The organism is Lysobacter sp. BMK333-48F3, from assembly GCF_019733395.1.
In the GTDB taxonomy this organism is placed as follows: Bacteria; Pseudomonadota; Gammaproteobacteria; order Xanthomonadales; family Xanthomonadaceae; genus Lysobacter.
This window is the reverse complement of record NZ_JAIHOO010000001.1, coordinates 4,466,691-4,487,358: the sequence shown is the minus strand read 5'-3', so window position 1 is coordinate 4,487,358 and position 20,668 is coordinate 4,466,691. Positions and strand designations below refer to the sequence as shown.

Here is a 20,668-nt window from a genome sequence, read left to right as displayed (position 1 = left end):
AGGCGCAGATGCGCCGGCATGGGCCGCACCACAGGAGGAACAGGATGTCCGCAGGACGAGACGCAGTACGGAAGCGCGAAGCAAACGAAAAGCACCATCGGCTAGGACCCGGCGCTCGACCCGCTATAGCCGCGGGGCTGACGGCGCTGATGGCGCTGGCGATCGCGCCGGCTTCGGCCGGCGCCCTGGGCAATGCCTACGTAGTGCCGGGCCTGGCCCAGGACAATCCCGCAGCGGAAATGCGCTGCGCGGTCGGCGCGGGCGGAGAGGCCGTGCTGATGCTGCCGGACGCGGCCTCCGGCACGACCCGGATCAATCGTTACGACCGCCAAGGCGCGCCGATCTGGAGCGCACCGCAGGTGCTGCCGGGCGTGCCGCTGGCCGATCTGGCGACCGACCGCCTGGGCAACTACGTGGTGGTGGAGGAAGCCGAAGATCATTCCGCGATTCATGCGGCGGTCTACACCCGCGATGGCGGTGTGCTGACGCCGCGCTTCCGCGTCGATCCCGGCAACGGCCAGGCCTGGGTCGCACGTGTGGCGATGAACAACAACGGGGTGTTCGCGGTGGCCTGGCAGGAGGACGACGGCAGCGGCTGGCAGGCGATCCGCGCACGGGTGTTCGAGCGTGACGGTACCCCGCGCAGTGCGGTGCTGACCGCGGCCAGCGGCAACGGCGCGGCGCGGCCGCGTGGCCCCTGGGATTTCGCCATCGACGGCGCCGGCCGCTTCTCGCTGGTCTGGGAGTACGGCGCCGAGGGGCAATCCTTCAGCCGGGTCGGCACGATCCGCTTCGACGCCGCCGGAAACGTGGTGCAGCCCTTCGACATCGGCAGCGACCCGTGGGCGCGGGCCTCGCGTTCGTCCATCGCCGGAAACCAGAACGGCGACCAGGTCGGCGTGTGGCTGGAACACAACGACCTGTCTTACCGCGGTGCGATCCGCTTCCAGCGTTACGCGCCGTCGGGCGCCAAGCTGGGCGGGCCGGTTACGGTCGACGAGGGCGCGGCGTCGGCGATGGACCCGCGCGTCGGCGTGGCCGAGGACGGCGGTTTCGTGGTGATGTGGGCCGCGGGCGAGGACCGCGACGATTGGTACTCGTCGCCACGGATGTGGGCCCGTCAGTACCGCAAGGACGGCAGCCCGGTCGGTGCCGTGTTCCGCATCGACCAGGCGCCGGCTGATGCGCAGGTGTTCGGTTTCCATGAACTCTGCGTCGGCCATTCGGGCCGGTTCCTGCCTATCTGGGGCCAGTACGACGGCAGCACGGTGCGCATGCATGCGCGGCCTTACCTGCTGGACGAGGCGGTCGCGGCCACCGAACTGAGCAGCGGCGTCGCGGTCGGCGGCCTGGCCGGAGCCAGCGGATCGTTCCGCTACTACAAGCTGTTCGTGCCGCCGGGCCAGGCCAGCTTCAGCGTCACCATGAGCGGCGCCGGCGATGCCGACCTGTTCCTCAAGCACGGTTCGGCGCCGACCGAGGACGTGTTCGACCTCAGCCCGGCGCGCGACGGCAGCAACGAGGGCGTGCTGGTCAACAATCCGCCCACCGGCGAGTTCTACATCGGCGTGTTCGGCTATTCGAACTACTCCGGCGTTACCGTGCAGGCCGATCTCTAAGCGCCGCCCGCCGACGCGCAGCAAGACGAAAAAGCGGGCGCAGGCCCGCTTTTTCGCGATCGCCTGCGCCGCTCAGGACCGGGCGTTGAGCGCCGGCGCGCGGCGCACCACCAGGCGAACTGACCCGCCGCCCGGGACCGATCGCCGCAGCCCCCGGCGCGGCCGCGCCGGGATGCGATAATCCGGCTGTCGCGTTCCGTGGGCCGAGCCGTGCTGCAATTGCTGATCTACCTGCGATACATGGCCGTGGCCGGGCAGATGCTGACCGTGGTGTTCGTGGTCCAGCGCCTCAATCTGCCGATCCCGGCCCGCGAGCTGCTGGCGATCTCGTCCGGGCTGCTGGCGTTCAACGTGCTCAGCCATTGGTGGTCGCTGCGCCATCGCGACGCCGGCCCGCGCGCGCTGATCCTGCAACTGCTGGTCGACCTGCTGACCCTGACCGCCTTGTTGTACTTCTCCGGCGGCCCGGCCAATCCCTTCGTCTCGCTGTACCTGTTGCCGGTGGCGGTGGCGGCGATCGGCCTGGACATCGCGCCGATGCTGGGACTGACCGCGCTGACCGCGGCCCTGTACACCTGGCTGATGCGCCACAACATCCCCTTGCCGCATATGCACGGCGGCGATTTCCAGCTGCACGTGACCGGGATGTGGATCAACTTCCTGCTCTCGGCCGGAATCATGGCGGTGGTGCTGAGCCGGTTCATGAGCGTGGTGCGCGAACAGCGGCGGCGGCTGTCGGAAGCGCGCGAGCGCGCGATCCGCGACGAATCGCTGTCGGCGCTGGGCTCGCTCGCCGCCGGCACCGCACACGAGCTCAATACGCCGCTGGCGACCATGGGCCTGCTGGTCGACGACTGGCTGGCCCACGAAGCGCCGCCGGCGCGCGAGGACATCGAGCTGATGCGCGCGCAGCTGAGCCATTGCCGCGAACACGTGCGCGCACTGGCCGAGATGGCCCGCCGCGGCGCCGCCGGCGAGCCGACGGTGGAGTCGGCCGACGGTTTCGTCCACGCCTGCGTCGACCGCTGGCGCCTGCTGCGGCCCAACGCCAGCGCCCAGTTCCGCGCCGGCGCCGCGGGCGGCGAGGTGCGGGTCGACCCCGGCTTGCAGCAGGCGATCATCAACCTGATCAACAACGCCGCCGACGCCAATGCCGCGCTCGGCCGCGAACTGCCGGTGGAGGTCGCGACCACGGTGCGCAGCGGCTGGCTGATCCTGAGCATCCTCGACCGCGGCGCCGGGCCGCAGCGCATCGCCGAACGCCCGCGCCTGCACGACGGCGAGGGCGGCGGGCTGGGCATCGGCCTGATGATTTCCAAGGCGGCGATCGAGCGCAGCCGCGGGCGGATGCGCCAGGTCGAACGCGACGGCGGCGGCTGCGCGACCGAAGTCGACCTGCCGCTGCTGGCGCCGCAGGCGGAGGGCGCGGCATGAGCCTGCCGGCGCGGATGCTGCTGATCGACGACGACCTGGCGTTCTGCCAGGTATTGGCCCGGCTGCTGGCGCGGCGCGGGATCGAAGTGCAGGCGCGCCACGACGCCGACAGCGCGCTGGCGGCGCTGGACGAATTCGCCCCGGACGGGATCGTGCTCGATCTCAAGCTCGGCGCCGACAACGGCCTGCTGCTGATCCGCGACCTGCGCCAGCGCTGCCCGCAGGCGCGGATCGTGCTGGCTACCGGCTACGCCAGCATCGCCACCGCGGTCGATGCGATGCGCCGCGGCGCCTGGAACTACCTGCCCAAGCCGTTCGACATCGAGGCCCTGGCGCAGTCTTTCGCCGAGCCCGCGGCCGAAGCGGTGCCGGAGCCGCCGGCCGAAGCCGCCTCGCTGCGCCGGCAGGGCTGGGAGCACGTGCAACGGGTGCTGGCCGAATGCGGCGGCAACGTCTCCGCCGCTGCGCGGGTGCTGGGCGTCGACCGCCGCACCCTGCAGCGGCGCCTGGCCAAACGCCCGGTGCGCGAGCGTTGACATAGCTCATGTAGGAGCGGCGTGAGCCGCGACAACCGAAGCGACGGACGCGAGCGCCGCTGCCGAAGACCGGGATCGCTCTTTGAGCCGATCTGCGCCGGCAGCCAACGTGGTACTTCGTCGCTTCGGTTGTCGCGGCTCACGCCGCTCCTACAAAAGCTGGCTCAGCGGCCGAAGCGTTCCAGCCAGTACGCGGTACGGTCCAGGTAGTAGTCCGGCGCGCGCGGCGCATAGTCGAGATAATCGAAGGCCGCGTGCTCGAACGGCACCGCCGGTTCGATCTGGGTGCCCTCGTGCCATTCGTTGAACGAGGTGATGCCGATCAAGGGCGCGCCGCTGTCGATCGCGGCGCGGAACATCGCGTCGTAGTAGGCGCCGCGCTCGCGGTCCTTGGTGTTCTTGGCGTTCCACGGCCGCACCCGGGTGTCGATATAGCCCGGTCCGACCGAGGGCACGAACAGCTTGCCGTGCTGCTTCGCCCAGCGTTGCAAGGCCGGCCAATGCTCCGGGGTGGCGCCGTAGCTGAAACCGCGGCTGGCGAAATAGGTGTAGAAGCCGTCGAAACCGGACTGCTCGAAGAAGGCGTGCTCGTCCGCGCCGACCCACAGGCCGAGCACGTCGGCGTCGTAGCCGCCGCCGCGGATGGTCTGCGCGCCGTCGGGACTCAGGACCCGGGCCCACTGCTTGCGGTCGATCACATAGGAGTCGTAGACGAAGAACAGCGGCCGCTGGGTCTTGGCGTCGCGGTAGAACGCCGGATGCTGGCCGTAGCGGTCCAGGATCTCGATGATCGCCGCGCGCGCATCGTCGGCGGTCTTGCGCGCCGCCGGCTCGATCTGGAAGCAGATCTTTACGCCGTGGCGCTGGGCGGCGGCGAACAGCGGCGCCAGGCTTTTGTAGCTGGGGTCGTCGACGCCGAGCCAGGTCACCGCCAGGGTGCCGATCCGGGCCTGCACCAGCATGCGCATATGCCGCTCGATGATCGCCGGGTCGGCGCTGCTGTACTCGCCGAGCTGGGGATAGAAGTTCGCGGCGATGTCGCCGTCGCCGGGGATGCGCTTGCGGGTGGTGTCGCGGTCGTTCTCCGGCAGCACGTCGTGCGCCCAATGCAGGCGCTCGCCGTCGACGGCCGGGCTGCCGTACCAGTTGTAGTAGAAGGCGATGGCGCGGTGGTCGAGGGGTTCCGCGGCGCGGGCCGACGGCGGCGCGAGCAGGGACGACAGGCACAACAATGCGGCGAGAACGAGGCGCATGCGGGCACGCTGAGCGAAGGCGAGTGGCCGACTATAGGTCGATCCGCGCGCGTCGCCCAGCGCCGTGGAGCGCGTGGGCAAGGCTTTGGACGTGGCAAAAAATGGCAAACGTCCGCGCGCTCGGCATTGTGCCGCGAACCCGGCACGGCCGACGCAGGCGGTGCGTAAATGGTTTGGATCTTTACGCGCGAAACGGCGGCGATGCGCAATCGATCCTTGCCTGCGCTTGGATCCTTCGTCGCTGCGCCTGTGTCCAAGCGTTTCCCGACGCTCGGAGCGCCGGCCTTCGGATGGGACGCCGGCGCGCAACGCTGCGAAGGTCGCGGCTCATGACCGGAGGACATCCCCGTGGGATGCCGCTCCTACAGTCGCAGACGCGCTCCGGCGGCGCGCAGCGGACGTTCAAACCAGCCCGGTGGCGTAGAAGGTGGCGATGACCACGAACACCGCCGCGGTCTTGATCAGGGTGATCGCGAACACGTCCTTGTAGGCCTGGCGATGGGTCAGGCCGGTGACCGCGAGCAGGGTGATCACCGCGCCGTTGTGGGGCAGGGTGTCCATGCCGCCGGAGGCCATCGCCGCGACCCGGTGCAGCACTTCCATCGGAATGCCGGCGGCGTTGGCGTTGGCGATGAAGCTGTCGGCCATCGCCGCCAGGGCGATGCTCATGCCGCCGGAGGCCGAGCCGGTGATGCCGGCCAGGGCGGTCACGGTGATCGCCTCGTTGACCAGCGGGTTGGGAATCGCGGCCAACGCGTTGGCGACCACCAGGAAGCCGGGCAGCGCTGCGATCACCGCGCCGAAGCCGTATTCGCTGGCGGTGTTCATCGCCGCCAGCAAGGCGCCGCCGATCGCCGCCTTGCTGCCTTCGGCGAAGCGGCCGGCGATCGCCTTCCAGGCGCAGACCAGCACCGTGGCGATGCCGATCAACAGCGCGCCCTCGACCGCCCAGATCGCCGCGACCTTGGATACTTCCTGCACCACCGGCGCGGCATTGCCGATCACCGCCGGGTCGAAGCGGTGCTCGCTGCCGTAAACCTGCGGCAGCCATACGCTGAGCAGTTTGTTGGCGACGCCGACCAGGACCAGCGGCAGCAGGGCCAGCATGGGATGGGGCAGGGCGTCGCCGGCGAACGGCGCCGGTTCGTTGACCAGGTTGTCGCCGTAGCCTTCGCCGGCCGCGGCGGCGACCCGGCGCCGCCAGTTCAGATAGCTCAGGCCGACGATCAGGATGAACACGCCGCCGAGCAGGCCCAGCCAGGGCGCGGCCCAGGTGTCGGTGCCGAAGAACGCGGTCGGGATGATGTTCTGGATCTGCGGCGTGCCGGGCAGGGCGTCCATGGTGAAGGTGAACGCACCCAGCGCGATCGTGCCGGGGATCAGCCGCTTGGGGATGTCGCTCTGCCGGAACAGCTCGGCGGCGAACGGATACACCGCGAACACCACCACGAACAGCGACACGCCGCCGTAGGTCAGCAGGGCGCAGACCGCGACGATCGACAGCATCGCCCGTTCGCGCCCGAGCAGGCGGATGGTGGCGGCGACTATCGCTTTGGAAAAACCGGACAGTTCGATCAGCTTGCCGAAGATCGCGCCGAGCAGGAACACCGGGAAGTACAACTTGAGGAAGCCGACCATCTTGTCCATGAACAGGCCGGTGAACATCGGCGCGACCAGGCTGGGATCGGTCAGCAGCACCGCGCCGAGCGCGGCCACCGGAGCGAACAGGATCACGCTGTGGCCGCGGTAGGCGACGTACATCAGGAAGCACAGCGCGGCCAGCACGATCAAAAACGCCATCGGTTTCGTTCCCCGTGACGGGCCCGGCGCCCGTCGTGGACGCAGTGTCGGCAAGCCCGCCGGAGCCCGGCATTGTCCGAAGGTACAGCAGCCGCGGCGGCGGCGGCCTCCTAGTCTGCGCTGCATGGCGGGGGCCAGCGTCCTGCTGCCGCCGCCATTCCCGCCGAGGGACGGGAGTGGCGGCGGCGGTGGCGACGGTCCGACCGCCGACCGGTTTCTGGGGAGGAGACAGACGTGAAGCAAGGCAAGCAACCGCGCGGCGCCACCGTGGGCAGGACCGCGCGCAACTACCTGAGCCTGGCGATCGCCGGCGCGCTGCTGGCGCCCGCGGCCTGGGCGCAGGACGCGGCGCCGGCCGCGCAGGCCGAGGCCAAGACCCTCGGCGGGCTGACCGTGACCGCGCGCAAGCGCGAGGAAACCCTGCAGGAGGTGCCGGTCGCGATCACCGCCTTCACCCCCGAGGCGCTGGACCGGCTCAACGTCGAGGACCTGTCCGACCTCGACGCGCAGGTGCCGAACCTGACCATCTACGCCGCGCGCGGCTCCAGCAGCACCATCACCGCTTACATCCGCGGCGTCGGCCAGTCCGATCCGCTGTGGGGCGTCGACCCAGGCGTCGGCATCTACATGGACGACGTCTACATCGCCCGCCCGCAGGGCGCGCTGCTGGACGTGTTCGACATCGAACGGATCGAAGTATTGCGCGGCCCGCAGGGCACGCTGTACGGCAAGAACACCATCGGCGGCGCGATCAAGTACATCTCGCGCGGCCTGCCGACCTCGCTCGACGGCTTCGCCTCGGTCACGGTCGGCAACTACGGCCAGCTCGACGTCAAGGCCGCGATCGGCGGCCCGATCGGCGGCGACGACGCGCTGCGCGGGCGGATCTCGGTCGCCAGCCTCAACCGCGACGGCTTCGGCAAGAACGTGGTCACCGGCCAGGACGTCAGCGACAAGGAAGTGCTGGCCCTGCGCGGCAGCCTCGGCGCCTATGTCAGCGACGCGCTGGACATCCAGTTCGCGTTCGACTGGATGGACGACCAGTCCGGCGTGCGCGGCGCGAAGATGCTGGCGCCGAACCGCTTCGCCCGCGGCACCCTGCCGCTGGACGACCGTTACGACGTGCGCAACGGTATGCCCAACGTCAACGACACCACCATCAAGGGCGCGTCGGCGACGGTCAACTGGCGCGCCAACGAGGATTGGACCTTCAAGTACGTGCTGGCCAAGCGCGAGTCCGATACCGAGACCAACATCGACTTCGACACCCTGCAGAACAAGATCGCCGACGTGAAGGCGTTCTACCGCGACCAGCAGGTCAGCCACGAGTTGCAGGCCAACTACGACGGCGGCGGCCGCGCGCGCGGAGTGATGGGCATCTACGGCTTCGACGGCGAGGCCGGCGGCCAGGTGCTGAACAACTTCTTCAACCTCAGCTTCGGCGACACCCAGGGTACGGTCTTTACCGAGAGCATCGCCGCATACGCCGACTGGACCTTCGACCTGACCGACCGGCTCAAGCTCGACGTCGGCGTGCGCTACACCGACGAGGACAAGCGCGCCAAGGTGCTCAACCAGGGCTATCGCGATCCGAACTTCACCATCCCCAGCGGGGTGGTCGCGGCCAACTTCGACCGCAAGATCAATTTCAAGAACACCTCGCCCAAGGTCTCGCTGGATTACCAGATCACCCCGGACATCCTGCTGTACGGCCTGGCCACCCGCGGCTTCAAGTCGGGCGGCTACAACATCCGCGCCCAGGCCGCGGCGGTGCCGCGCTCGGCCGAGCCGTTCGACGACGAGGTCGTCGACAGCTACGAGGTCGGTAGCAAGATGGCCTTCTTCGACCAGCGCCTGTTCCTGAACCTGGCTTACTTCCACAACAAGTACAAGGACATCCAGCTGTCGGTGTTCACCGCCTACGACAGCAACGGCGACGGCACCAACGACGCGTTCTTCGGCGACTTCACCAACGCCGGCAAGGGCACGGTGCAGGGCTTCGAAGTCGAGTACCAATGGCTGCCGAACGAGCACTGGCTGGTCTCGGGCAACCTGGCCTGGCTGGACGCGAAGTACGACGAGTTCATGTACGCCGGGATCAACATCGCCGACGAGCAGGAATTCACCAACGCGCCCGATTTCTCCGGTGCGGTCAACGTCGAGTACCGCACCGACCTGTCCGACGGCAGCAATCTGTCGGCGCGGGTGGGCTACAGCTACCAGAGCGAGGTGGTGGCGACCACCGAGATCGTCCGCACCGGCGCGCTGCCGATCACCCAGGACGGCTATGGCCTGGTCAACGCCGGCGTGACCTGGAAGAGCCGCGGGCCGTGGAGGCTGTCGCTGCAGGGCAGCAACCTGACCGACAAGGAGTACCGCACCACCGGTTACAGCCTGAATTCGGCGCTGGGCGTGTACACCGGCTTCTACGGGCCGCCGCGCCAGTACACCTTCTCGGTCAAGTACGACTTCTGATCGCGCGCGGCAGGAGGCCGCGCGGGCTCCGGAGAGGCAAGCCTCCGCGTTCGCGCGGGGGCTTGTTTTTTTGCGGCGAGCGGGTGGTGGGCGACGCAAAGCCGGAGCGACGGCGAAGCAAAGCAAAGGCAAATCCCCCCTGGCCCCCCTTTTTCAAAGGGGGGAACCGGTCTGGGAGGGCGTGCTGCGATCATGAAGTAGCGTTGCTGTGGGCCGCCGCCGGCGCAGCCTCGACCGCGGTCGTGCCCTTGCTGTTGCCGTTGCTTGCGTCGTTGCCGTTGCCGTTCCCCCTTTGAAAAAGGGGGGCAGGGGGGATTTGCTCTTGCTCTTGCCCGCCCCGAAGACGCCCCCGCCTCCGCGGCGCTATCCTGCGCCGATGCCGCGCACCCGCTGCCCATGCTGAGCCTCACCGTCGTCGCCCTGGCCAGCCTGGCCTGGCTGGCGCTGATGTTCGGCACCGCGCTGTTCGCCGAGCGCCGGCCGGCCGCGTTGGCCCGGCACTGGCGCCACATCTACGCTTTGTCGCTGGCGGTGCACTGCACCTCGTGGACCTTCTACGGCACCGTCACCCAGGCCGCGCGCTACGGCTGGCCGCTGCCGCCGACCTTCCTCGGTTCGATCCTGTTCTACGCCTTCGCGGTCGGCTTCATGGTGCGGCTGGTCAAGCTGGCGCGCGAAACCAACGCGACCTCGCTGGCCGACCTGATCGCCACCCGGCTCGGCAAGGACGCCTGGCTCGCCGCGACCGTGACCCTGATCGCCGCGCTCGGCCTGATTCCCTACATCGCCCTGCAGCTGAAGGCGGTGGCGATGAGCTTCGCGATGCTGACCACCCGCGCCACCGACGGCGCGGCTTCGCCGGCCTGGCGCGACAGCGCCTTGTACGTGGCCCTGGCGATGGCCTTGTTCGCGATGCTGTTCGGCACCCGCCGCGCCAGCGCCGCCGAGCACAACCGCGGCCTGGTCCTGGCGATGGCCTTCGAGTCGGTGTTCAAGCTCGCCGCGATGCTGGCGATCGGCGCCCTGGTCTGGTTCGGGCTGGACGCCGGCGCGGCCGTCGCCGGCGCCGCGCCGGCGCCGCCGGCCGGCGAGACCGGCGGCTTCGCGCCGCTGGTGCTGCTCGGCGGCCTGGCGATGTTCATCCTGCCGCACCAGTTCCACGTCGGCGTGGTCGAATGCCGCGACGAACGCGACGTGCGCACCGCGCGCTGGCAGTTTCCGCTGTACCTGTTGCTGATCGCGCTGCCTGTGTTGCCGTTGGCGACGGTGGGGCAGGCCATGCTCGGCAGCCAGGTGCCCTCGGACCTGTACGTGCTGGCCTTGCCCTTGTCGCAAGGGCACGAGTTGCTGGCGTTGTTCGCTTTCCTGGGCGGGCTCAGCGCCGCCACCGGCATGGTCGTGGTCAGCACCCTGACCCTGAGCCTGATGATCGGCAACCACTGGTTCGCGCCCGGGCTGCTGCGCGGCGCCTGGGCGCGCGACAGCGACTTGCGCGGCCGGGTGCTGGCGCTGCGTCGCGGCGGCATCGTCGCGATCATGCTGCTGGCCTGGGGCTATAGCCGCCTGATCGCCGGCAGCGAGGCCCTGGCCGACGTCGGCGCGGTGTCGTTCTCGGCCCTGGCGACCCTGGCGCCGGCGCTGGCCTTCGCGGTCTGGCGGCCGCAGACGCCGGCGCGCGCGGCGGTGATCGGCATCGCGGTCGGCTTCGCCGCCTGGGCCTGGGCCTTGCTGCTGCCGATGCTGTACGACGCGCGCGGCTTCGCGCCGGCCTGGTTGCACGAAGGCCCGCTAGGCTGGTCGTGGCTGGCGCCGGAACGTTTGTTCGGCCTGACCGGCTGGAGCCGGCTCGGCCGCGCGGTCGGCGCCAGCCTGTTCCTGGGCACGCTGGCGACCGTGCTGGCCGCGGTATGGCGGCGCGAGACGCCGCACAGCGCGCGCCGCGGCCTCGATGTGCAGACCCTGCGCGCGGCCGGGCTGCGCTTCCTGCCGCGCGAGCGCGTCGCCCAGTTGCTCGATGCGGTGCCGACCGGCGCGCCGGTCGCGGCCGAGGTCGAGGCCGCGCTGGAGCGCGAGCTGGCCGCGGTGCTGGGCTCGGCTTCGGCGCGAGTGCTGCTGGATGCGGCGCGGCGCGAGACCGGGCGCGACCTGGACACGGTCGCGGCGATCGTCGGCGAAGCCTCGGCCGACCTGCGCTTCAACCAGCGCGTGCTCGAGGCCGCGCTGCAGAACATGAGCCAGGGCATCAGCGTGGTCGACGCGCAACTGCGCCTGGTGGCGTGGAACCGTCGCTATGCCGAGTTCTTCGCTTATCCGCCCGAACTGCTGCAGGTCGGCCGGCCGATCGCCGACCTGGCGCGCTGGGCGATGCAGCGCCTGCCGATGCAGGGCGACCTGGAGCGCGCGCTGCAGCGGCGCCTGGCCTTCATGCGCGCCGGCACCCCGCATCTGTCCGAGCGCGTGCTGGCCGACGGCAGCATCGTCGAAATCCGCGGCAACCCGATGCCCGGCGGCGGCTTCGTCGCCACCTTCACCGACGTCACCGCCTTCCGCCGCGCCGAAGCCGGGCTGATCCAGGCCAACGAGACCCTGGAGCAGCGCGTGGCCGAGCGCACCGCCGACCTGGAAGTGGCCAAGCGCGAGGCCGAGCGCGCCAACGAAGCCAAGAGCCGCTTCCTGGCCGCGGTCGGCCACGACTTGATGCAACCCTTGCACGCCGCGCAGTTGTTCACCGACGCGCTGGCCCAGCAGCTGACCGCGCCGGCGCAGCGCGAGACCGTGGCCCAGATCGGCGGCGCGCTGGATTCCACCGGCGACCTGCTGACCGGCCTGCTCGACATGTCGCGCCTGCAGGCCGGCGGGTTGGTGCCGCAGCCGCGCGAGTTCCCGCTCGCCGAGGTGCTCGAGCCGTTGGCCTCGGAATTCGGCGCGATCGCGGCGGCGCGCGGGCTGCGTTTCCGCTATGTCGCCAGCCGCGCCTGGACCCGCAGCGACCCGCAACTGCTGCGCCGGGTGCTGCAGAATTTCCTCGCCAACGCGGTGCGCTACACCGAACGCGGCGGCGTGCTGCTCGGCGTGCGCCGGCGCGGCGGCGCGTTGGCAGTGGAGGTGCTGGACAGCGGGCCGGGCATCCCCGAGGCGCAGCGCGCGGCGATCTTCGAAGAGTTCCGCCGCGGCGAGGACGCGCCGGGGCAGGGCCTGGGCCTGGGCCTGTCTATCGCCGACCGCATCGCCGAATTGCTGCACGCGCCGTTGAGCCTGCGCAGTACGCCCGGGCGCGGCACCGCGTTCGCGGTGCGCGTGCCGCATGCGCCGACGCCGCAGACCGCGCTGCCGGCCGGCGCGCAGCGCAGCGTCGCCGGCCTGCGCGTGCTGGCGGTGGACAACGATCCGCAGGCGCTGGCGGCGCTGGACGAGGTGTTGCGTCGCTGGGGCTGCGAGGTGAGCACCGCCAGCGGCGACGCGGGCGCGCGTCAGGCCTTGCGCGAGCGGCCGGCGGCGTTGTGGCTGTTCGACTTCCACCTCGACCACGACGACACCGGCCTGGCCCTGGCGCGGCGTCTGAGCGCCGAGTTCGGCGCGCGGCCTTGCCTGTTGCTCAGCGCCGATACCGGTGCTGCGGTGCGGCAAGCGGTGCACGAGGCCGGCGTCGCCCTGCTCGCCAAGCCGGTCAAGCCGCTGGCGCTGAAGTCGGTTCTGGATCGTCTGCTGGCGGCCGGCGGGGTCGGCGCCTGAATGCGCGGCGCAAGGCGGCGGGTGAAGAAAACGCGAAGGTGAGATCGCGTGAGCGATGTCAAGGATTTTCGCTGGTCATTTTCTCGCCAACCCTATTGCAATGCTTATGCCACAAAGGATTCGGCATGCTCTCCACCTTTCTGTCCGCAGGTTTGTCCACAGGCTGTGTGGACAAACGCAGCGGCCGCCGGTGAGGCAGGGTGAGCGGGCGCGAACGAGCGAGAGACCTGCGTGTGACTGCGCGCTCAGTCCTCGATCCGGCGCGCCGGATCGGACAATTCCAGCTCGCGCAGCACCACCCCGGCCTGGGTCCGGTTGCGCACGCCGAGGCGGTCGAAGATCGCCGACAGATGCGCCTTGACCGTGCGTTCCTGCACGTCCAGGCGATCGGCGATCTGCTTGTTGAGCAGGCCTTGCGCGACCAGGGTCAGGACCCGGAACTGTTGCGGCGACAGGCTGGCCAGGCGCGAGGCCAGGTCGGCGTCGCCGCGCTCGCTGTGGGTGCGCGCGACCGCCGCGCGCAGCGGCGCCGGCAGCCATTGCTCGCAGGCCAGCACGGCGCGGATCGCATCGCGCAGTTCGTCCAGGCCGGCGCTCTTGGGCAGGTAGCCGGCGGCGCCGTGATCGAGCGCGCGCCGCACCACCCGCGGATCGTCGTTGGCCGACACCACCGCCACCGCGGTGCCGGGGTATTGGGCGCGGATCGCCGCCAGTCCGGCCAGGCCGTGATTGCCGGGCATGTGCAGGTCGAGCAGGACCAGGTCGATGCCGGGCTCGGCTTCGAGCGCGGCCAGCGCGTCGTCGAGCGTGCCGGCTTCGCGCACCAAGGTGTCGGGCACCGCATCGGCGGCGGCCTGGCGCAGCGCGGCGCGGAACAGCGGATGGTCGTCGGCGATCAGCAGGGTCGGCATCGCCGTTAGCCTAGCAGGCCGCGCCGAGGCTGCCGCGCGCGGACGGCCGGGCTGTACCAAAGTACGATGGGCCGGCGCGCACGGCTTGCTAGCCTGCGCCGATGAACGCCTTCCATTCCCGTGTTGCCGCGGCCTGCGCCGCGTTCGCCCTGATCGGCGCCGCTGCTGCGGCGCCGACCGCCGTCGCCGCGCCGCGCGCGAAGGCGGCCCAGCCCACCAAGGACGCCTCGCCGATGTTCAGCGCCCAACGCCAGACCGAGCACCGCGGCGAGCACGACGATCTGCTCAGCGCCGGACTCGGCCTGGACGGCCTGCGTGCGGCGGCGCCGCCGGCATTCGCCGATCCGGCCCATCCGACCGCGGCGGAGCTGCGCCGGCGCGCGCTGTGGGCGAACTGGCGCGGCATCGCCGACCTCGCCGTCGGCGGCGGCTACGGCGAGGTCTACGGCAGCGTGCAGCGGGTCGAGGGACGCGAGTACAGCGCCTATGCCCGCCTGCCCGGCGCGCACCAGCCGCATCGCGTGCTGGTGCAGGTGCCGGACGCCTTCGATGCCGGCAAGCGCTGCCTGCTGGTGGCGGCCTCGTCGGGCTCGCGCGGGATCTACGGCGCGATCGCGGTCGCCGGCGCCTGGGGCCTGCCCAAGGGCTGCGCGGTCGCCTACACCGACAAGGGCGCGGGCACCGACTATTTCGATCTCGACGCCGGCCTGGGCGTGCGCGCCGACGGCAGCGTCGGCAAACCCGAGGACGGCGATCTGGCCTTCCTGCCGAGCGCGGCCGAGCGCGCCGCGGCGGGCGGCGTCGCGTTCAAGCACGCGCACTCGGGCGACAACCCGGAAGCCGATTGGGGCCGGCACGTGCGCCAGGCCGCGCAGTTCGGCTTGAGCGCGCTGGATCGCGCCTATCCGCAGCAGGCGCCGTTCACCTGGGCCAATACCCGGGTCATCGCGGTCGGCATTTCCAACGGCGGCGGCGCGGTGCTGCGCGCGGCCGAGCTCGACGACGAGCCCTGGCTCGATGCGGTGGTGGCTGGCGAACCCAACGTCCATGTCGACGGCGCGCGCGCCCTGTACGACTACACCACCGAAGCCGCGCTGCTGATGCCGTGCGCGCTGCAGCACAAGCCGTTGGCGGCGATGCCGGCGGCGCCGGCCGGGGCCACGGCGGAGGCTTATTGCGCCTATGCCGCAGCGCACGGCTTGCTCGGCGACGGCGCGGCCGAGGCGTCCAACGAGGCGCGCGCCGAGGCCGCTTACCGGCAGTTGCGCGACAACGGCTGGAGCGATGCCGCGCTGCGCGCCGGCGCGCTGTCGGTCAGCTTCGACCTGTGGCGCGCGGTCGCGGCGACTTATGCCTCGGCTTACGGGCGCTATGCGCCGGCGGCCAAGCCGGGCGCCGGCGGATCCAAGTACGACCAGCCCTGGCTGCCGTTCGCTTACGCCGCTGCCGATGCGGCGGCCAAGCCGCCGCTGGCGCGCGCGGCCGGCGCCAACGAGCGCGCCGCGTGGTGGTCCGACGCCAGCGGCATTCCGCCCGGCGCCGGCGTGCAGTTGTTCGCGCCGTCCGGCGGCGACCCCGCGCAGGCGCTGGCGCCGCTGGCCGGACTGCGCGCGCTGTGGACCGGCAAGAGCGCCGACGCCAACCCCGCGCCCGGGCTCGCCGCCGCCCACCGGCGGGTGCGCGAGGGCATTGCCGCGACCCGCGCTTCGGCGCCGCGCAAGGGGCTGCCGATCGTGGTCGTGCACGGTCTCGACGACGGCCTGATTCCACCGGCGTTCAGCAGCGAGCCCTATGTGGCGATGGCGCGCCGCGCCGGCGCGCAGGTCGCTTACTGGCAGGTGCGCAACGTCCAGCATTTCGACGCCTTCCTCGGCTTGCCGGCGCTGGCGACCCGCTATCAGCCGTTGCTGCCCTACGTGTACGCGGCCTTGGACCGGGTCGAGGCGCATCTGGCCGACGGCGCGCCGTTGCCGGCCGACGCCACCGTCGACACCGGCCTGCGCGAGGCGGGGCAGGCCCTGCAGGCGTCGCAGTTGGCGATTCCGCGCTGATCGCGCTCGTCCGCCGCCCGCGGGGCGGCGGATGCGACCTTGGCCTCTTGCGGCCGGCGCTCCGGCTTTGGCAGGCTGGACGCCCCCTCGGGACGGCCGCGGCCGTCCGTCACGGAGCAGCACCGCATGGCGCGTCATTTCTCGATGCTTCGCGAATTCCACCTCGCGGACTGGTTCACCCTCGCCAACGCCTTCTGCGGCACCGGCGCGATCTTCGCTGCGATGCGCTTCCTGCAGGAAGGTGGCGTGCGCGATCTGATGATCGGCATGGCCCTGATTCCGCTGGCGTTCGTTTTCGACGCCCTGGACGGCAAGGTCGCGCGCTGGCGCAAGTCCTCGTCCACGCTCGGGCGCGAGCTCGATTCGCTGGCCGACGTGATCTCCTTCGGCGTCGCGCCGGCGGCGCTGGCCTACGCCTGCGGCCTGCAGGGCGGCTGGGACTGGGTGGTGCTGAGCTACTTCGTCGGCTGCGGCGTCAGCCGCCTGGCGCGCTACAACGTCACCGCCGAGGCCCTGGCCGGCGACGAAGGCAAGGTCAAGTACTTCGAGGGCACGCCGATTCCGACCAGCCTGATCCTGGTGATCGTGCTGGCGGTCGCCGCCTGGCAGGGCGCGATCGGCCCGGACCTGTGGTTCGGCGGCATCCGCGTCGGCCCCTGGCTGTTCCACCCGCTGGTGCTGATGTTCGCGCTGTCGGGCTCGCTGATGATCAGCAAGACGCTGCGCATTCCCAAGCCCTGAGCTGCGGCGACAACGTTCGCACTCGGCGTTCTTTCGCGCCGTTCCCTTCGAAAGGGGCGGCGCTCTTGCTCCAGCGTGCGACTGCAAAAGCAAAAGCAAATCCCCCGCGTCCGCTGCGCGGCCGCCGCCCCCTTTTCCAAAGGGGGCAACGGCTCCAAAGGGAAAGCGGCACGAGCGTCGCTGGCACAACCTCCATCTCTCTGCGGCCTCCTGCCGTTCCCCCTTTGAAAAAGGGGGGCAGGGGGGATTTGCTTTCGCTTTTGCTCCTGCGCGCGACAGCCAAAGCAAATCCCTCGCGTCCGTGTCGTCCCTTTCCGAAGGCAGCAGCAACGGTCGGCCGCGCCTTCACCCGCGCAGTTTCCGGGTTCACCTTCCTCGCGTGCTATCCGACACAACCACCGCCCGGCAACACGCGGTTGCTATGATCGGGACAAATCCTGGAGGCGGCGATGGCGAATTTCGGTTTCGGCTCGAACAATCCCGGCGGCTTCGGCGCCGTCGGTTCCGATGGATTCGAGCAACTGGCGCGACAATACTGGGGCGCATGGGGCGAGATGATGCGCGGCGCCGCGCCGCAGCCGGCGCAACCCTCGATGCCGGGATGGAACGAGGCCGTGCAATGGTGGTCGCAGCTGGCCAAGGGCAGCAGCCCGCAGGCCGACGATACCCTGGACCGCTTCAACAGCCAGGCGCGCGCCTGGTTCGGCGAAATCCAGAAACTGGCCGCGCAGTTCGCCGGCCGCGACGCTTCCGCGGCGGACATCGCCGGCGCCTGGAAGCAGGCGATGGGCGGGCAGGGCGGCAATCCCTTCGCCGATGTGTTCGGCGCGATGCGCGGCCCCGGCCAGCAGGATTTCTCGCGCTGGGTCGAGCAGATCGCGCCGTATCTGCAGAACCTGCACAGCGAAGGCCGCGCCTGGCTCGGCGTGCCGGCGCTGGGTTTCTCGCGCGAACACCAGGAACGCGTGCAACACCTGGGCCAGGCCTATCTGGATTATCAGCAGCGCAGCCAGGCCTATAACGCGCTGATGGCCGAGGCCGCGCAGGACGCGTTCGCGCGCTTCGAAAACAAGCTGGCCGAACGCAGCGAGCCGGGCCGGCAGATCGGTACCGCGCGCGCCCTGTTCGACCTGTGGATCGACGCGGCCGAAGAGGCCTATGCCGAGATCGCGCTGTCGCCGCGTTTCCGCGGCGCCTACGCCGACCTGGTCAATTCGCAGATGCGCCTGCGCGCCGGCGTGCAGAAGGAGATCGAGCAGACCAGCAGCAGTCTGGGCATGCCGACCCGCACCGAGATCGACGCCGCGCACCGCAAGATCGTCCAGCTCGAACGCGAGCTGCGCCGGCTTCGCGACGAATTGCAGTCGCGCTCGGCTCCGGCCGGCGCGCCGGCCGAGCCGCCGCGCAAGCCGGCCGCTGCAAGCAAGCCCGCCGCCGCCAAACCGGCGTCGAGCAAGCCTGCCGCAAGCAAGCCCGCCGCAAGCAAGCCCAAGGCGGCCAAGCCGCGCGCGGCGCAAGCGGTCGCCGCCGCGCCGAGCGTCAGCGCGGCGAAGCCGGCCGTCAAGCCGCCGCGCAAGACCGCGATCGCCCGCCCGCAACCGCCGGCGCGCCCCGCCGCCGTCGGCAAGTCCGCCGCGGTGAGCAAGTCGTCCGCCGCCAAGCCGGCCAAGAAGGGAGCGCGCTGAGATGACCGCACCGATCAATTTCAGCGCCGAATCCCTGGCCCAGGAAGCGATGCAGGCGCAGCAGAAGCTGCGCGCCGGGCTGGAATCGCTGCGCCAGGTCGAGAACATCGACTACGGCGCGACCGAGCGCGAGGAAGTCTGGCGCGACGGCAAGGTGGTGCTGTACCGCTTCCGCGGCGACAAAGCGCCGACCGCCAAGGTGCCGCTGCTGATCGCTTACGCCTTGGTCAACCGCCCGTACATGGTCGACCTGCAGGCCGACAAATCGATCGTGCGCGGCCTGCTCGAGCGCGGCGAGGACGTGTACATCCTCGACTGGGGCTATCCGGACCGCTCCGATCGCTATCTGGAGCTGGAAGACTATATCCAGCGCTTCCTCGGCGGCGCCGTCGACCACCTGCGCTGCGAGTACCGCCAGGACGCGATCAATCTGCTCGGCATCTGCCAGGGCGGGGCGTTCTCGCTGTGCTACGCGGCCTTGAATCCGCGCAAGGTGCGCAATCTGATCACCATGGTGACGCCGGTGGATTTCCACACCGACGACAACATGCTGTCGAACTGGACCCGCGGCCTGGACATCGACCAATTCGTCGACACCCTCGGCAACGTGCCGGCCGACGTCATGAACTGGTGCTACCTGACCCTTAAACCCTGGCGCTTGTTCGTGCAGAAGTACGTCGGCCTGATCGACATCCTCGACGACAAGCGCGCGCTGGAAGACTTCCTGCGCATGGAGAAGTGGATCTTCGACTCGCCCGACCAGGCCGGCGAAGCCTTCCGCCAGTTCATCAAGCAGTTCTACCAGGGCAACGGCTTCGTCGAGGGCGGGATCGACATCGGCGGCCGTGCGGTCGACCTCGGCTATGTCGACATGCCGGTGCTGAACATCTACGCCGAGCAGGACCACCTGGTGCCGCCGGCGGCGTCGAAGGCGCTCAAGGGCCTGGTCGGCAGCGAGGACTACAGCGAGCTGTCGTTCAAGGGCGGCCACATCGGCATCTACGTGTCCGGCCGCGCCCAGCGCGAGGTGCCGGGCGCGATCCACGACTGGTTGGCTCAGCGCTCGCGTTGAGCGCGATCCGCCGCCGCGGTCCACGCGGCGGCGCGGACACTGCGCGCCGCTGCAGTTGCGGCGGCCGCGCCGCGGCGTTTCCGGGTTAGTCTGTCGCTCCCTTCCGACCGGAACGCCGCATGCGCCGCTGCCTGCTCGTCTGTTTCGTCCTTGCGCTGAGCGCCTGCGTCGGCGCGCCGACGCGTTCCGCCGAGGCCGCGGCCGCAACGCCATCCGCGCCGGCGGCGCTCGCCGCCGAAGGCGCCGCGCCGCGCGATCCGGATAAATGGGAAGCCGACATCCGCGCTTTCGAAGCCGAGGATGCGCGGGTCCGGCGCCGGCCGGGCGGGGTGGTGTTCGTCGGCAGTTCGTCGATCCGCTACTGGACCAGCCTGGACCAGGATTTCCCCGGCGTCGCCAGCATCAACCGCGGCTTCGGCGGCTCGCGCGTCTACGATTCGTTGCGCTATGCCGAGCGCATCGTGCTGCCGTACCGGCCGCGCGCGGTGGTGTTCTACGCCGGCGACAACGATCTGTCGGAAGGCCGCTCGCCGCAGCAGGTGCGCGACGACTTCGCCGCCTTCGCCCAGCGCGTACGCCAGGCCGAGCCGCAGGCGCGGATCGGTTTCGTCTCGATCAAGCCCAGCCCCTCGCGCGCGGCCTTGCTGCCGCAGGTGCGTGCGGCCAACGCGTTAGTCCGCGATTACGCCGAGCGCGCGGACGGCGTCGATTACCTGGACGTGTACACGCCGATGCTCGACGGCGAAGGCGCGCCGCGCGAGACCCTGTTCCTGCAGGACCGGCTGCACATGAACGGCGACGGCTACGCGATCTGGAAGCACGTGGTCGGGGCCTGGCTGGGTGCGCTTTAATCGCGTCATTAACGGCTCCGCCATGAACGACTGCGCCATGAACGACGGCAGGGACTTGCGAGTTTCGATGGACGATCCGATGCAGCGCCGCACCGCGGCACCCCGCCGCCTGCGCCGCGCCGGCTGGCTGCTGGCCGGCCTGTTGGCCGGCTTCGGCGTCCAGGCCGCGCCCAGCGCCCAGGCCGAACGCGAAATCGAGCAGCTGATCCAGACGCTAGGCCGTTCCGGCTGTCAGTTCGAGCGCAACGGCAGCTGGCACGACGCCGGCCAGGCCCAGGCGCACCTGCGCAAGAAGCTGGCCTATCTGCGCAAGCGCGGTCTGGCCGATACTCCGGAGCTGTTCATCGAACGCGCGGCCACCCGCAGCAGCCTCAGCGGCCAGCCTTACCGGATGCGCTGCGGCCAGGCGGCGCCGATCGGATCGGCGGCCTGGCTGCAGGCCCAGCTCGTTCAGCTACGCAAGGCCGGCGCCTCGACACCGCCGTCGCGGTGACGCGCTAGACTGATT

The 20,668-nt window shown here is 70.5% G+C and carries 14 protein-coding genes; 11 read left to right on the top strand and 3 right to left on the bottom strand.

Annotation, left to right across the window (positions count from 1 at the left end; all coding sequences use genetic code 11):
* Positions 1–149: 149 nt before the first annotated feature.
* The 3 genes from K4L06_RS19300 to K4L06_RS19290 all read left to right on the top strand — a co-directional run bounded on the left by K4L06_RS19300 (position 150) and on the right by K4L06_RS19290 (position 3,589).
* Positions 150–1,619 carry a PPC domain-containing protein gene (locus tag K4L06_RS19300; RefSeq protein ID WP_221672933.1) on the top strand — a complete coding sequence of 490 codons (1,470 nt, stop codon included), beginning with the start codon at positions 150–152 and terminating at the stop codon, positions 1,617–1,619.
* A 198-nt stretch (positions 1,620–1,817) separates the two neighbouring features.
* Positions 1,818–3,053 carry an ATP-binding protein gene (locus K4L06_RS22810; protein ID WP_221672932.1) on the top strand — a complete coding sequence of 412 codons (1,236 nt, stop codon included), beginning with the start codon at positions 1,818–1,820 and terminating at the stop codon, positions 3,051–3,053.
* A complete protein-coding gene (locus K4L06_RS19290) occupies positions 3,050–3,589 on the top strand; it encodes a response regulator (RefSeq protein ID WP_221672931.1) in 540 nt (179 codons plus the stop codon). Before K4L06_RS22810 ends, K4L06_RS19290 begins: the two co-directional genes overlap by 4 nt.
* A 164-nt stretch (positions 3,590–3,753) precedes the next feature.
* Here the strand turns inward: K4L06_RS19290 and K4L06_RS19285 are convergent, their stop codons facing one another.
* Positions 3,754–4,842, bottom strand: coding sequence for a glycoside hydrolase family 99 protein (locus K4L06_RS19285; RefSeq protein WP_221672930.1), 1,089 nt, complete (start codon positions 4,840–4,842; stop codon positions 3,754–3,756).
* A 402-nt stretch (positions 4,843–5,244) separates the two neighbouring features.
* Complete coding sequence (locus tag K4L06_RS19280) at positions 5,245–6,642, bottom strand: GntP family permease (protein ID WP_221672929.1); 1,398 nt, start codon at positions 6,640–6,642, stop codon at positions 5,245–5,247.
* 234 nt (positions 6,643–6,876) lie between these two features.
* On the opposite strand from K4L06_RS19280, the gene K4L06_RS19275 reads away from it, so the two are divergent.
* Complete coding sequence (locus K4L06_RS19275; RefSeq protein WP_343225787.1) at positions 6,877–9,117, top strand: TonB-dependent receptor; 2,241 nt, start codon at positions 6,877–6,879, stop codon at positions 9,115–9,117.
* Positions 9,118–9,513: 396 nt separating this feature from the next.
* A complete protein-coding gene (locus K4L06_RS19270; protein WP_221672928.1) occupies positions 9,514–12,849 on the top strand; it encodes a PAS-domain containing protein in 3,336 nt (1,111 codons plus the stop codon).
* Between the two features lie 245 nt (positions 12,850–13,094).
* On the opposite strand, the gene K4L06_RS19265 is transcribed toward K4L06_RS19270, so the two are convergent.
* Positions 13,095–13,760, bottom strand: a complete 666-nt coding sequence (locus K4L06_RS19265) for a response regulator transcription factor (RefSeq protein WP_221672927.1) — start codon at positions 13,758–13,760, stop codon at positions 13,095–13,097.
* 101 nt (positions 13,761–13,861) lie between these two features.
* On the opposite strand from K4L06_RS19265, the gene K4L06_RS19260 reads away from it, so the two are divergent.
* The 6 genes from K4L06_RS19260 (at position 13,862) to K4L06_RS19235 (ending at position 20,653) form a co-directional block, all read left to right on the top strand.
* Positions 13,862–15,811 carry a D-(-)-3-hydroxybutyrate oligomer hydrolase gene (locus K4L06_RS19260; protein WP_221672926.1) on the top strand — a complete coding sequence of 650 codons (1,950 nt, stop codon included), beginning with the start codon at positions 13,862–13,864 and terminating at the stop codon, positions 15,809–15,811.
* A 126-nt stretch (positions 15,812–15,937) separates the two neighbouring features.
* The gene (locus K4L06_RS19255) at positions 15,938–16,552 is read left to right on the top strand and encodes a CDP-alcohol phosphatidyltransferase family protein (protein WP_221672925.1); all 615 of its coding nucleotides are present in this window, start codon (positions 15,938–15,940) and stop codon (positions 16,550–16,552) included.
* A 449-nt stretch (positions 16,553–17,001) separates the two neighbouring features.
* Entirely contained in the window at positions 17,002–18,237 is a 1,236-nt protein-coding gene (phaE, locus tag K4L06_RS19250) for a class III poly(R)-hydroxyalkanoic acid synthase subunit PhaE (RefSeq protein WP_221672924.1), read from the top strand.
* Between the two features lies 1 nt (position 18,238).
* Entirely contained in the window at positions 18,239–19,309 is a 1,071-nt protein-coding gene (locus tag K4L06_RS19245; protein WP_221672923.1) for a class III poly(R)-hydroxyalkanoic acid synthase subunit PhaC, read from the top strand.
* Between the two features lie 119 nt (positions 19,310–19,428).
* The gene (locus K4L06_RS19240; RefSeq protein ID WP_221672922.1) at positions 19,429–20,160 is read left to right on the top strand and encodes an SGNH/GDSL hydrolase family protein; all 732 of its coding nucleotides are present in this window, start codon (positions 19,429–19,431) and stop codon (positions 20,158–20,160) included.
* Positions 20,161–20,197: 37 nt separating this feature from the next.
* The gene (locus K4L06_RS19235; protein ID WP_255595280.1) at positions 20,198–20,653 is read left to right on the top strand and encodes a DUF5329 domain-containing protein; all 456 of its coding nucleotides are present in this window, start codon (positions 20,198–20,200) and stop codon (positions 20,651–20,653) included.
* The last annotated feature ends 15 nt before the right edge of the window (positions 20,654–20,668 follow it).